The organism is Streptomyces sp. NPDC051219, assembly GCF_040682335.1.
Lineage (GTDB): Bacteria > Actinomycetota > Actinomycetes > Streptomycetales > Streptomycetaceae > Streptomyces.
Window position 1 is genome coordinate 404,345 of sequence record NZ_JBFBAS010000001.1, and the last position, 12,929, is coordinate 417,273.

The window sequence follows — 12,929 nt, forward strand, 5'->3', positions numbered from 1 at the left end:
TCTGTGGTTCGTATCCGGGTTCTCGTGGTGGACGATCACCGCATCTTCGCCGAGTCGCTGGCGGCCGCCCTGGCCGCCGAGCCCGACGTGGACGTGTCCGCGGCCGGCAGTGGCCCCGCCGCGCTGCGCTGTCTGGACCGCGCGGTGGCCGAAGGGCGCCGGTTCGATGTCCTGCTGGTCGACGCCGACCTCGGCTGCTCGGCGGGCACGCACGTCGTTCCCGACGCAAGCAGCGAGGACGGCGTGGTGGACGGCATCTCGCTGGTGGCCGGCGTCCGTGCGGCGCAGCCGGCGGTCCGTACGGTCGTACTCGCCGAGCGGGACGACCCGCGCCGGGCCGCGCTCGCCCTGCAGGCCGGAGCGTGCGGCTGGGTCGCCAAGGACTGTTCCCTGTCCCGGCTGCTCGCCGTGATCCGGGGCGTGCTCCGGGAGGAGACGCATCTCCCGCCTGCCCTGCTGACGGGTGTGCTGCGGGAGTTGACCGCGGCGCGCAAACACCGCACAGAGAGCGAGCGCCTCGTCGAGTCGCTGACCCCGCGCGAGCGGGAGGTGCTGCGCTGCATGGTGGCCGGCCTGAATCGCAAGGATGTCGCCGCGCGGCTGTTCCTCTCGCCGCACACCGTCCGTACGCATATGCAGAATGTGCTGGGGAAGCTCGGCGTCCACTCTACGCTGGCCGCGGTGGCACTGGCCCGGCGCGCGGGCGTGCGGCCGGTCGACCTAGCCGGGGATGTTGTCGAACGGAGCAGTCAGCTGGCGTAGCAGTCCGGCCAGCTCGCCGCGCTGGGCGCGGGAGAGCTCGGCGAGGATGGCCCGCTCCTGCGCGAGCAGCCCGGCCAGCGCCTGGTCGGCCCGGTCGCGGCCCTCGGCGGTGAGGCGCACCAGCACCCCGCGCCGGTCGCTCGGGTCGGGGAGCCGCTCGACGAGACCCTTTTTGGTGAGCCGGTCGATGCGGTTGGTCATGGTGCCCGAGGTGACCAGAGTCTGAGTGAGCAGTTGGCCGGGGGAGAGCTGGTACGGGGCGCCGGCGCGCCGCAGCGACGTGAGTACGTCGAACTCCCAGGGCTCGAGGTTGTGCTCGGAGAACGCGAGCCGGCGGGCCCGGTCGAGATGGCGGGCGAGCCGGCTGACGCGGCTGAGCACCTCGAGCGGCTCCACGTCGAGGTCCGGGCGCTCACGGCGCCATGCTGAGACCAGTCGGTCGACCTCGTCCTCCATGACGATCAGTGTAAGGGGTCTGTCGATATGAAGTCTCTTGACGTCAAGATATATTTTGCTGGACTATTGGGCAGGCAGGGGCCGGAACCTGGTTCCGCTTCTGACAGCAGCACCAGCAAGGGGGCTCGAACATGCATTCCGAATCCGTGTCGTCTGCGCCATCTGTGCCATCTGCGCCAACCTGGGATCCACAGCAATACCTGCGTCACTCCGGCCACCGCACCCGGCCGTTCCTCGATCTCCTCGCCCGTATACCCGAACTGCCGTCCGCAGGCACCCGGCCGCCGCGTATCGCCGACCTCGGCTGCGGACCCGGCAATGTCACCGCACTCCTCGCGGACCGCTGGCCCGACGCTCACATCACCGGTTTCGATCTCTCGCCCGAGATGCTCGCGCAGGCGCAGCAGCAGTACGCGGGCACCACACCCGGGGGCGGCTGGCTCGACTTCCGCCCGGCCGACGCGGCGCACTGGACCCCGGACGAACCGTACGACCTGATCGTGTCCAATGCGGCACTGCAGTGGGTGCCCAACCACCCCGAGTCCTTCCCGGTGTGGCTCGACGGCCTCGCGCCCGGCGGCACGTTCGCCTTCCAGGTCCCCGGCAACTTCACGGCGCCGAGCCACGCGCTTCTCGGCGAGCTGTGCGACGCCCCGCAGTGGCGCGACCGGCTCGAGGGCCACGGCCGCCGCTTCGTGCACATCCTCGACCCCGACGAGTACCTGATGCGGCTCACCGACCTCGGCTGCCGGGCCGACACCTGGGAGACGACCTATCTGCAACTCCTGCACGGACCGGACCCGGTGCTCGACTGGGTCAAGGGCACGGCGCTGCGGCCCGTCCTCACGGCCCTGGAGGGCGACGAGGCAGCGACCGAGGAGTTCCTCGCCCAGTACCGCGACCTGCTCCGCAAGGCCTACCCGCCAGGTCCCCAGGGCACGATCTTCCCGTTCCGCCGGATCTTCGCCGTGGCCCGGAAGGGGGCGTGATGCCGGTCGCCCCCGACCATGTGCCGGCCCATCCGGGACTGCGGGTAGGCGATATCGAGGCGCACGCGGAACGCCTTGCGTCGCGGGGGGCGAGGGTTGTCAGGGACGGCGAGCTGCCGGGCCACCGGCGCTTCTGCTCGCAGGACCCGGTGGGCAACCGGCTCGAATTCCTGGAACCGGTGGAGTGAGGGCCGGCTGACGCCCGGCCGGCGGCCGGTCCCGGGACGACCGGACCGGCGGCCGGGTCGTGCCGGTCGGGGAACAGCGACCGGACCGCTCCGGATCAGGCCTTGCGGTGGCCTATCAGACGCGGCTTGGGCTCAAGGTTGCCCAGGCCGTGCCAGGCCAGGTTCACCAGATGGGCCGCGACCTCCGCCTTCTTCGGCTTACGGGTGTCCACCCACCACTGGCCCGTCAGCGCAACCATGCCGACCAGCGCCTGTGCGTACAGCGGCGCCAGCTTGGGGTCAAAACCGCGAGCCTTGAACTCCAGGCCCAGGATGTCCTCGACCTGGGTCGCGATGTCGCTGATCAGAGACGCGAACGTGCCTGTCGACTGGGCCACCGGTGAATCGCGGACCAGGATGCGGAACCCGTCCGTGTACTCCTCGATGTAGTCGAGCAGGGCGAAGGCCGCCTGCTCGCACAGCTCGCGGGGGTGCCCCGCGGTCAGGGAGCTCGTCACCATGTCCAGGAGCTGCCGCATCTCGCGGTCCACCACCACCGCGTACAGCCCCTCCTTGCCGCCGAAGTGCTCGTAGACCACCGGCTTGGAAACGCCGGCCTTGGCCGCGATCTCCTCCACCGACGTGCCCTCGAAGCCCTTCTCGGCGAACAGCGTGCGGCCGATGTCCAGCAGTTGTTCGCGGCGCTCTTTGCCGGTCATCCGGACCCGGCGGGACCGCCGGCTCCCGCTCGGGGGCCGGCCCTTGTCGCTGCTGTTCGTACTGCCGTCGATCGCCACGTTGTCAATCATGCCGCTTCCGCGGCCTTCTCCTTGCGCCGGGAGTCGATTCGCTCGGCGGACGGCCAGCGCACGTCGTGTGCCCAGCCCGCCAGCTCGAACCAGCGGATCAGACGAGCGCTGGAGTCGACCTGGCCCCTCATCACCCCGTGCCGGGCCGAGGTCGGGTCGGCATGGTGCAGGTTGTGCCAGGACTCGCCGCAGGACAGGACGGCCAGCCACCACACGTTTCCGGACCGGTCACGCGACTTGAAAGGCCGCTTGCCCACCGCGTGGCAGATGGAGTTGATGGACCAGGTGACGTGGTGCAGGAGCGCGACACGGACCAGCGATCCCCAGAAGAACGCCGTGAACGCGCCCCACCACGACATGGTGACCAGACCGCCCACGAGCGGCGGGATGGCGAGGGACACGATCGTCCAGTAGACGAAGTCCCGCGAGATGCGGCGGAGCGCCGGGTCCTTGATCAGGTCGGGCGCGTACTTCTCCTGCGAGGTCTGCTCCTCGTCGAAGAGCCAGCCGATGTGCGCCCACCACAGGCCCTTCATCAGCGCCGGAACGGTTTCGCCGAACCGCCAGGGGGAATGCGGGTCCCCTTCCGCGTCGGAGAACTTGTGGTGCTTGCGGTGGTCGGCGACCCAGCGGACCAGCGGCCCCTCGACCGCCATCGAACCGGCGACGGCGAGCGCGATGCGCAGGGGGCGCTTCGCCTTGAAGGAGCCGTGCGTGAAGTAGCGGTGGAAGCCGATCGTGATGCCGTGGCAGCCGAGGTAGTACATGAAGACCATGAGGCCCAGGTCCAGCCAGCTCACCCCCCAGCCCCACGCCAGCGGCACGGCCGCCAGCAGGGCCACGAACGGCACGGTGATGAAGAGCAGCAGCGCGAGCTGCTCGATGGTCCGCTTGCTCTCACCGCCACGCGTGGCGGACGGCAGTGGCTGGCCGGTCCCCTTCGGGGCGTCATCGATCACATCGGGGCTTGTGGTCATGGGGAGTCCCCTGTGGGGTGAGGAGTAACGGCGGACGCTTGGCTACGGTTGCGTAACCTACGCCATCGTAAGTATGGCAGCGTGCGGGCGCCCGGCAAGGGGTCAGTGGACGGTGCCGCGAAAGTGGACACCTATCCTGGGGATGTCGGACAGCGCGGTCCGCTCTGTGTTCAACCGGGGAACCTTCGAATCCCCCCTCCAGTAGCGTTCAAACACTGCAAGGAGCCGCACCTGTGAGCAGTGCCGACCAGACCCCCACCGCCGGCGCGGAACTGCGCGCCGACATCCGCCGACTGGGCGACCTGCTGGGCGAGACCCTCGTCCGGCAGGAGGGCGAGGAACTTCTCGATCTTGTCGAGCGCGTCCGCGCTCTCACCCGTACGGACGGAAAGGCAGCGGCCGAGCTGCTCGGCGACACCGATCTGGAGACCGCCGCCAAGCTGGTGCGCGCCTTCTCCACGTACTTCCACCTCGCGAACGTCACCGAGCAGGTCCACCGGGGCCGCGAACTGCGCGCCCACCGCGCCGCGGAGGGCGGGCTGCTGGCCAGGACGGCCGACCGCCTCAAGGACGCGGACCCCGAGCACCTGCGGCAGACCGTGAAGAACCTCAACGTGCGGCCCGTGTTCACCGCGCATCCGACCGAGGCGGCGCGCCGCAGCGTGCTGAACAAGCTGCGCAGGATCGCCGCGCTGCTGGAGACCCCGGTACTCGAGGCCGACCGGCGCCGCCACGACCTGCGGCTCGCCGAGAACATCGACCTGGTCTGGCAGACCGACGAGCTGCGGGTCGTCCGGCCCGAACCGGCCGACGAGGCGCGCAACGCCATCTACTACCTCGACGAACTGCACGCGGGCGCGGTGGGCGACGTCCTTGAGGACCTCACCGCCGAGCTCGAGCGCGTCGGCGTGCGGCTCCCCGCCGAAACCCGCCCGCTGACCTTCGGCACCTGGATCGGCGGCGACCGCGACGGCAACCCCAACGTCACCCCCGCCGTCACCCGCGAGGTGCTGATCCTCCAGCACGAGCACGGCATCACCGACGCGCTGGAGCTCGTCGACCTCCTGCGCGGGCTGCTGTCCAACTCCATCCGCTACACCGGCGTCACGGAGGAACTGCTCACCTCCCTCCAGAGCGACCTTGAGCGGCTGCCCGAGATCAGCCCCCGCTACAAGCGCCTCAACGCCGAGGAGCCCTACCGGCTCAAGGCCACCTGCATCCGGCAGAAGCTCGTCAACACCCGAGAGCGGCTCGCCAAGGGCACCCCGCACGAAGAGGGCCGCGACTACTTCGGCACCGCCGAGCTGCTCGCCGACCTCACGCTGATCCAGACCTCGCTGCGCGAGCACCGCGGCGCGCTCTTCGCCGACGGCCACATGGACCGGACGATCCGCACTCTCGCCGCCTTCGGGCTGCAGCTCGCGACGATGGACGTACGCGAGCACGCGGACGCGCACCACCACACCCTCGGCCAGCTCTTCGACCGCCTCGGCGAGGAGTCCTGGCGCTACGCGGACATGCCGCGCGACTACCGGCGAAAGCTTCTCGCCAAGGAACTCAGGTCCCGGCGCCCGCTGGCACCCATGCCGGCCCCCCTGGACGCGGCGGGCGAGAAGACCCTCGGCGTCTTCCTCACCGTCAAGGAAGCGTTCGAGCGCTTCGGCCCCGAGGTCATCGAGTCGTACATCATCTCGATGTGCCAGGGTGCCGACGACGTCTTCGCGGCCGCCGTACTGGCCCGCGAGGCCGGCCTGATCGACCTCCACGCCGGCTGGGCCAAGATCGGCATCGTCCCGCTGCTGGAGACCACCGACGAGCTGCGCGCCGCCGACGTCATCCTCGACGAGATGCTTGCCGACCCTTCCTACCGCCGGCTCGTCTCGCTCCGCGGCGACGTCCAGGAAGTCATGCTCGGCTACTCGGACTCCTCGAAGTTCGGCGGCATCACCACGAGTCAGTGGGAGATCCACCGCGCGCAGCGCCGGCTGCGCGACGTCGCCCACCGGTACGGAGTACGGCTGCGGCTCTTCCACGGGCGCGGCGGAACGGTCGGCCGCGGCGGCGGCCCCTCGCACGACGCGATCCTCGCGCAGCCCTGGGGCACGCTCGAGGGCGAGATCAAGGTGACCGAGCAGGGTGAGGTCATCTCCGACAAGTACCTGGTCCCCTCGCTCGCCCGGGAGAACCTGGAACTGACCGTCGCCGCCACCCTCCAGGCCTCCGCGCTGCACACCTCGCCGCGCCAGTCCGACGAGGCGCTGGCCCGCTGGGACGCGGCGATGGACACCGTCTCGGACGCCGCGCACTCCGCGTACCGGCGCCTGGTCGAGGACCCCGACCTGCCCGCGTACTTCTTCGCCTCCACCCCGGTCGACCAGCTCGCCGACCTGCACCTGGGCTCACGCCCCTCGCGCCGCCCGGACTCGGGCGCCGGGCTGGACGGCCTGCGGGCCATCCCGTGGGTCTTCGGCTGGACGCAGTCGCGGCAGATCGTGCCCGGCTGGTACGGAGTGGGCTCCGGGCTCCGCGCGCTGCGCGAGGCCGGCCTCGACACCGTCCTGGACGAGATGCACGAGAAGTGGCACTTCTTCCGGAACTTCCTCTCCAACGTCGAGATGACGCTCGCCAAGACGGACCTGCGCATCGCCCGGCACTACGTCGACACGCTGGTGCCGGACGAGCTGAAGCACGTCTTCGCGATGATCGAGGCGGAACACGCGCTCACCGTGCAGGAGGTCCTGCGGATCACCGGAGGCGAGCGGCTGCTCGACTCCAACCCGGTGCTCCAGCAGACCTTCGCCATCCGCGACGCCTACCTGGACCCGATCTCCTACCTCCAGGTGTCGCTGCTCGCCCGCCAGCGGGCGGCGGCGGAGCGCGGAGAGCCCGCGGACCCGCTGCTGGCGCGTGCACTCCTGCTCACGGTCAACGGGGTGGCGGCGGGGCTTCGCAACACGGGCTGATCTCCGGTCCGTTTCGCCGGACATACCACTGCGGTCCCGCGCCACTGGTGCGGGACCGCAGCCGTATGCGTGCGCGCCGGCGTCATGTGCGCGCTCAGAGCGCGAGGAAGGCAGCCGTCAGCAGGGCGGTACCGGTCAAACAGGTCGCCCAGGCGGTGCGCGGCATGCGCAGGCCCCCCGCGATCACCAGGGAGGCCAGCAGGAACGCACCGCCGAGCGGGACCCACGCGTGCAGGGCGCCGGCCGGTCCGGTGCGTACGACCTCGTCCGTGCCGGGCTTCACCACGACCTGGAGCGTCTGCCCCTTCTTCGCGGTGACCGACTTCTCGATGGTCACACGGGGGCGGGGCGAGGAGCCGTCGGTGGGGGTGTAGGGGCCGGTGCAGGTCTCCGCGCCGCACGCGGTCACCGAGATCGTGCCGTGCTCACGGCCCTTGGCGAGCAGTATGTGCTGGGCGTCGCCCCAGGACGCCCACACGCCGGCGAAGAGAATCAGCAGGGCAACGGCGCCCATCGCCGTACGACGGCCGAGCTGGACGAAGCGGCTCCGGTTGGTCATGGGCCGCGATCCTTCGCCATTCGACCGCGCTCGGTCAACCTCTGGCCATGGCGGGGGGGTGAATTGCGGGGATCAGGAGTTGTACGTCCCCTGCGCGCGCTCCAGACCGTCCGCGATCAGGCACTCCACCGCGTCCGCCGCCCGGTCCACGAGATAGTCCAGCTCCTTGCGCTCCGCCGACGAGAAGTCCTTCAGTACGAAGTCCGCCACCGGCTGCCGCCCCGGCGGACGCCCGATCCCGAAACGCACCCGGTGGTAGTCCGGGCCCATCGACTTCGTCATCGACTTCAGACCGTTGTGGCCGTTGTCGCCGCCACCCAGCTTCAGGCGCAGCGTGCCGTAGTCGATGTCCAGCTCGTCATGGATCGCGACGATGCGGTCCACCGGCACCTTGTAGAAGTCCCGGAGCGCGGTCACAGGACCACCGGACAGGTTCATGTACGACATGGGCTTGGCCAGCACCACCCGCCGGTTCGCCGGCCCGGGCGGCCCCATTCGGCCCTCGACGACCTGGGCCCGGGCCTTGTGCGCCTTGAACTTCCCGCCGATCCGCTCAGCGAGCAGGTCGGCGACCATGAAACCCACGTTGTGGCGGTTCGCGGCGTACTCCGGGCCCGGATTGCCGAGGCCCACGACCAGCCACGGGCTCGCATCGTCCGTCATCTGCATGTCTCCTTCATAGACCAACCGCCGCCCCGCTCCGTGGAGCGGGGCGGCGGTCGCCTTACAACAGAAGAGAAAGGGGCGAGGCTCAGGCCTCGGCGCCCTCGGTCTCACCCTCGGCCTCGCCGGCCGGCTCCTCGGCCTGGGCGGACAGGACCTGGATGACGACCGCGTCCTCGTCGATCGCCAGGGTGGTGCCCTTCGGAAGCGGGATGTCCTTGGCGTGGATCGAGGCACCGGCCTCGAGACCCTCGATGGAGACGGTGACCGACTCGGGGATGTGTGTGGCCTCGGCCTCGACCGTGATGGTGTTCAGCACGTTCTCGATCAGGAAGCTGCCCGGAGCCAGGTCGCCCTCGGTCTTGACCTCGACCTCGACGGTGACCTTCTCGCCACGCTTGACCGCGAGCAGGTCGACGTGGGTCAGGGTGCGCTTGATGGCGTCACGCTGAACGGCCTTGGGGATGACGAGCTCGTTGCGGCCCTCGATGTCGAGGCTGATGAGCACGTTGGCGGTCTTGAGCGCCATCCACAGCTCGTGACCCGGAAGGGAGACGTGAACCGGCTCGGCACCGTGACCGTAGATGACGGCGGGAACCTGGTTGGCACGGCGGGTACGGCGGGCGGCGCCCTTGCCGAACTCGGTGCGGACCTGAGCGTTGAGCTTTACCTCGGACATGCTGCTCTCCTCGTAGAAGACAGAAACGGACGACTGTCACCCGGCCCACAACGGACCTGCTACGAAGAGCGCGTCGATAACGGACAGCCACACATGAGTGCGGCCTCCCTCGCCGAGCAACTCGCTGAGTCTACCCGGCGCCGGAGGCCGCCCCAAATGGATCTTTGACGAGGGTGCTTACGCCTGCTCCTCGAAGAGGCTCGTCACCGAACCGTCCTCGAACACCTCGCGCACCGCACGCGCGATCGTCGGCGCCATCGACAGCACCGTGATCTTGTCCAGCTCCAGGTCGCCCGGATCGGGCAGCGTGTTCGTGAACACGAACTCGCTCACCTTGGAGTTCTTCAGACGGTCCGCCGCCGGGCCCGAAAGGATGCCGTGCGTCGCCGTCACGATGACGTCCTCCGCACCGTTGGCGAACAGCGCGTCCGCCGCGGCGCAGATCGTGCCACCCGTGTCGATCATGTCGTCGACCAGGACACAGATACGGCCCTTCACGTCACCGACGACCTCGTGCACGGTGACCTGGTTCGCCACGTCCTTGTCGCGACGCTTGTGCACGATCGCCAGCGGCGCGTCCAGCCTGTCGCACCAGCGGTCCGCGACCCGGACACGGCCGGCGTCCGGGGAAACGACGGTCAGCTTGGAACGGTCGACCTTCGCACCCACGTAGTCGGCGAGCACCGGCAGTGCGGAGAGGTGGTCCACCGGGCCGTCGAAGAATCCCTGGATCTGGTCGGTGTGCAGGTCGACCGTGAGGATGCGGTCGGCACCCGCCGTCTTGAGCAGATCGGCGATCAGCCGCGCCGAGATCGGCTCACGACCGCGGTGCTTCTTGTCCTGGCGGGCATACCCGTACGACGGGATGATCACGGTGATGCTCCGGGCCGAGGCCCGCTTCAGCGCATCGATCATGATCAGCTGTTCCATGATCCACTTATTGATGGGAGCCGTGTGGCTCTGCATCAGGAAACAGTCCGCACCGCGGGCCGACTCCTGGAAGCGGACGTAGATCTCACCGTTGGCGAAGTCGAAAGCCTTGGTCGGCACGAGGCCGACACCCAGCTGGTGCGCGACCTCCTCGGCCAGCTCGGGGTGGGCGCGGCCGGAGAAGAGCATCAGCTTCTTCTCGCCGGTCGTCTTGATCCCGGTCACAGCACAGTCTCCTCAGACGTGTTGATTGCTGCTGCGCCCGCTTGCGTACATCTGCGCTGCGAGCCAGCCGAATTGCGTGCACGTATCACGGTACGCCGAGATCGGCGCACCTGTTCCCGGTCAGCTTTCGCTGTCCAGCTCCTCCGCCGCAGTCTGAGCAGCCTGCGCGGCCGCGCTCCCCGGACGCTTCCGGGCCACCCAGCCCTCGATATTCCGCTGCTGGCCCCGGGCCACGGCCAGAGCACCGGCGGGCACATCCTTCGTGATGACCGAGCCCGCAGCCGTATACGCCCCGTCCCCGATGGTGACGGGAGCCACAAACATGTTGTCCGACCCCGTCTTGCAGTGTGAGCCCACCGTCGTGTGGTGCTTCGCCTCACCGTCGTAGTTCACGAAGACACTCGCCGCGCCGATGTTCGTGTAGTCCCCGATCGTCGCGTCACCCACGTACGACAGATGCGGCACCTTCGTGCCCTCGCCGATCACGGCGTTCTTCATCTCCACGTACGTACCGGCCTTCGACTTCACACCCAGCTTCGTACCGGGACGCAGATACGCGAACGGGCCGACACTCGCCGACGCCCCGATCTCCGCACGGTCCGCCACGGTGTTGTCCACCCGCGCGCCCGCACCGACCGTCGTGTCCGTCAGCCGCGTGTTCGGGCCCACCTCGGCACCCGTCGCCACATGCGTGGCCCCCAGCAGCTGCGTGCCCGGGTGGACCACCGCGTCCTGCTCGAACGTGACGCTCACGTCGAGCAGCGTCGACGCAGGGTCGACAACGGTCACACCGGCCAGCATCGCCCGCTCCAGGAGCCGCGCGTTCAGCAGCCCGCGGGCCTCCGCCAGCTGCACCCGGTTGTTGATCCCGAGGATCTCCCGGTGATCGCCGCCCACGCACGCCCCCACCCGGTGGCCGGCCTCGCGCAGAATGCCGAGGACGTCCGTCAGGTACTCCTCGCCCTGACTGTTGTCCGTTCGGACCTTGCCCAGCGCGTCGGCCAGCAGCTGCCCGTCGAAGGCGAACACACCCGAGTTGATCTCGCGGATCGCGCGCTGAGAGTCACTCGCGTCCTTGTGCTCGACGATCGCGGTGACCGCGCCGCCGGCGTCCCGCACGATCCGGCCGTACCCGGTGGAGTCCGGCACCTCGGCAGTCAGCACGGTCACCGCGTTGCCGTCGGCGGCGTGGGTGTCCGCGAGCTGCGCGAGGGTGCGGCCGGTCAGCAGAGGAGTGTCACCGCAGACGACGACGACGGTGCCGTCGACGCTGCCGCCCAGCTCCTCGAGGGCCATCCGGACGGCGTGGCCGGTGCCGTTCTGCTCGTACTGCACTGCGGTGCGGACCTCGGCGTCGATCTCGCCGAGGTGAGCGGTGACCTGCTCACGGGCGTGGCCGACGACGACGACCAGGTGTTCGGGGTTCAGCTCGCGGGAGGCGGCGACGACATGTCCGACGAGCGAGCGCCCGCAGATCTCGTGCAGAACCTTGGGAGTGGCCGACTTCATGCGGGTGCCCTCACCCGCTGCGAGGACGACGACGGCTGCCGGGCGGTTGGCGCTCACGGGAATGCCCTTCGGCTTCGGGTGGTGGACACCCGCAGGATACCGGGGCGTTTCAGGGGTGAAACGAGGGCGGGTCCTGACCGTGATGGTCAGGACCCGACAAAAGGTGCAGCTCCCCCATCAGGATTTGAACCTGAACAGACGGTACCAAAAACCGCAGTGCTGCCTGATTACACCATGGGGGATGAAACTCGACTAAACCGGACACTGGGTCAGGTCGCCGAATCAGCAGCCCCTACTATGCCGCACCACCAGCCCTCGATGCGACGATACAAGTCTGCGCCTTGCCTGACATAGATCACGAGGCACCCTTGGTACTCCTCGCTGACGTTTTTGCGGACCGTCCTGGGGTTGTGCTTCTTGACCGTCGACTTGTTGAACGCGGAGCCGTCGGACCCGACCAGCTCTGCCCAATAGTGTTCGGCGGCGCCCACGTCGGCAGACTCGTGAATCATCACCCGGTACCGCAGGCGATCCCGTTCCACACCGAGTAGGCCGAGCCAGGCCAGGTAGACACGGATCATGCCTGGATCGCTGTTCACGAACACGACGCCTTCGCGGCGGTCGTACGCCTTGTCCTTGGTCCCCTCGGCCCAATAGAGGCTGACGCCGACAAGAAACAACTCCCGGTCGGTCAGCTCGCCGATCTCCTGCCTTGCGAGCTGCTTGGTGAGCCGGCGCTCGTCGTCCCGCACGCGCAGTTCATGTTCCCAGCGCTTCTCGGCGGCGAGTCTCGCCTGTTCGGAAGGCGCCCGCCGTGGAGTCGGCTTCGGCAGGTCCCGCACCCACAGCGAGATCGAGCTCTTGGAGCAGCCCAGCTCCATCTGGATCTGGTCGTATGTGAGCCCCTGGAGCCGTAGCTCCCGGGCCCGGTCCCGCAGGTCGTCCTTCGCGTTCGGGCGCTTCGTCCAGTCCGGCGGCGGCTCGCCTTCCAGCAGGCGGTTCAGGATGTCGTGGTTGAAGACCTTAAGGCGGTCGCGGATCTGGCGCACACTGAGGCCCTCACGCCGCAGGGCGACCGCCTGATTCCTGAGGCCCTCGAAGTCTGCGTACTTGCTGCGCATCGATGTCATGCGCTCAGCCTTGTCCGGAATGCGGACGTCCGGGTTGCATGCATGTTCGGTTCAGCAATTCGTGCGAACAACGCTTGTTTCGTGCCCGTTCGAACGCCTTCCGTGCTGCTG

General features: G+C 69.0%; 13 protein-coding genes and 1 tRNA gene. 4 read left to right on the top strand and 10 right to left on the bottom strand.

Annotated features, from left to right (window positions below; translation table 11 throughout):
- Positions 1-3 precede the first annotated feature (3 nt).
- A complete protein-coding gene (locus AB0M62_RS01950) occupies positions 4-762 on the top strand; it encodes a response regulator transcription factor (RefSeq protein WP_366072245.1) in 759 nt (252 codons plus the stop codon).
- On the opposite strand, the gene tamR is transcribed toward AB0M62_RS01950, so the two are convergent.
- Positions 721-1,218 carry a MarR family transcriptional regulator TamR gene (gene tamR / locus AB0M62_RS01955; RefSeq protein ID WP_366072095.1) on the bottom strand — a complete coding sequence of 166 codons (498 nt, stop codon included), beginning with the start codon at positions 1,216-1,218 and terminating at the stop codon, positions 721-723. The genes AB0M62_RS01950 and tamR overlap by 42 nt on opposite strands.
- Positions 1,219-1,382: 164 nt before the next feature.
- On the opposite strand from tamR, the gene AB0M62_RS01960 reads away from it, so the two are divergent.
- Both AB0M62_RS01960 and AB0M62_RS01965 read left to right on the top strand, forming a co-directional pair.
- Entirely contained in the window at positions 1,383-2,207 is an 825-nt protein-coding gene (locus AB0M62_RS01960) for a trans-aconitate 2-methyltransferase (RefSeq protein WP_366072096.1), read from the top strand.
- The gene (locus tag AB0M62_RS01965) at positions 2,207-2,395 is read left to right on the top strand and encodes a VOC family protein (RefSeq protein ID WP_366072097.1); all 189 of its coding nucleotides are present in this window, start codon (positions 2,207-2,209) and stop codon (positions 2,393-2,395) included. The genes AB0M62_RS01960 and AB0M62_RS01965 overlap by 1 nt, the downstream gene beginning before the upstream one ends.
- A 95-nt stretch (positions 2,396-2,490) precedes the next feature.
- On the opposite strand, the gene AB0M62_RS01970 is transcribed toward AB0M62_RS01965, so the two are convergent.
- Positions 2,491-3,183, bottom strand: coding sequence for a TetR/AcrR family transcriptional regulator (locus AB0M62_RS01970; RefSeq protein ID WP_366072098.1), 693 nt, complete (start codon positions 3,181-3,183; stop codon positions 2,491-2,493).
- Entirely contained in the window at positions 3,180-4,160 is a 981-nt protein-coding gene (locus AB0M62_RS01975; RefSeq protein ID WP_366072099.1) for a fatty acid desaturase, read from the bottom strand. The genes AB0M62_RS01970 and AB0M62_RS01975 overlap by 4 nt, the downstream gene beginning before the upstream one ends.
- A 233-nt stretch (positions 4,161-4,393) precedes the next feature.
- Between AB0M62_RS01975 and ppc the strand changes: the two genes are divergently transcribed.
- A complete protein-coding gene (gene ppc / locus AB0M62_RS01980; RefSeq protein ID WP_366072100.1) occupies positions 4,394-7,123 on the top strand; it encodes a phosphoenolpyruvate carboxylase in 2,730 nt (909 codons plus the stop codon).
- A gap of 94 nt (positions 7,124-7,217) precedes the next feature.
- Here the strand turns inward: ppc and AB0M62_RS01985 are convergent, their stop codons facing one another.
- From AB0M62_RS01985 to AB0M62_RS02015, 7 genes are all read right to left on the bottom strand, one after another.
- A complete protein-coding gene (locus AB0M62_RS01985) occupies positions 7,218-7,682 on the bottom strand; it encodes a hypothetical protein (RefSeq protein WP_366072101.1) in 465 nt (154 codons plus the stop codon).
- Positions 7,683-7,754: 72 nt separating this feature from the next.
- Positions 7,755-8,345, bottom strand: coding sequence for an aminoacyl-tRNA hydrolase (gene pth / locus AB0M62_RS01990; RefSeq protein ID WP_366072102.1), 591 nt, complete (start codon positions 8,343-8,345; stop codon positions 7,755-7,757).
- Between the two features lie 88 nt (positions 8,346-8,433).
- Positions 8,434-9,024, bottom strand: a complete 591-nt coding sequence (locus tag AB0M62_RS01995) for a 50S ribosomal protein L25/general stress protein Ctc (RefSeq protein ID WP_366072103.1) — start codon at positions 9,022-9,024, stop codon at positions 8,434-8,436.
- A gap of 177 nt (positions 9,025-9,201) precedes the next feature.
- Entirely contained in the window at positions 9,202-10,179 is a 978-nt protein-coding gene (locus AB0M62_RS02000; protein WP_366072104.1) for a ribose-phosphate diphosphokinase, read from the bottom strand.
- Positions 10,180-10,299: 120 nt separating this feature from the next.
- Positions 10,300-11,745, bottom strand: a complete 1,446-nt coding sequence (gene glmU / locus AB0M62_RS02005) for a bifunctional UDP-N-acetylglucosamine diphosphorylase/glucosamine-1-phosphate N-acetyltransferase GlmU (protein ID WP_366072105.1) — start codon at positions 11,743-11,745, stop codon at positions 10,300-10,302.
- 112 nt (positions 11,746-11,857) lie between these two features.
- A tRNA-Gln gene (locus tag AB0M62_RS02010) sits at positions 11,858-11,930 on the bottom strand.
- Between the two features lie 27 nt (positions 11,931-11,957).
- On the bottom strand, positions 11,958-12,818 hold the full coding sequence (locus AB0M62_RS02015) for a hypothetical protein (RefSeq protein ID WP_366072106.1): 861 nt from the start codon (positions 12,816-12,818) through the stop codon (positions 11,958-11,960).
- Positions 12,819-12,929: the final 111 nt, after the last annotated feature.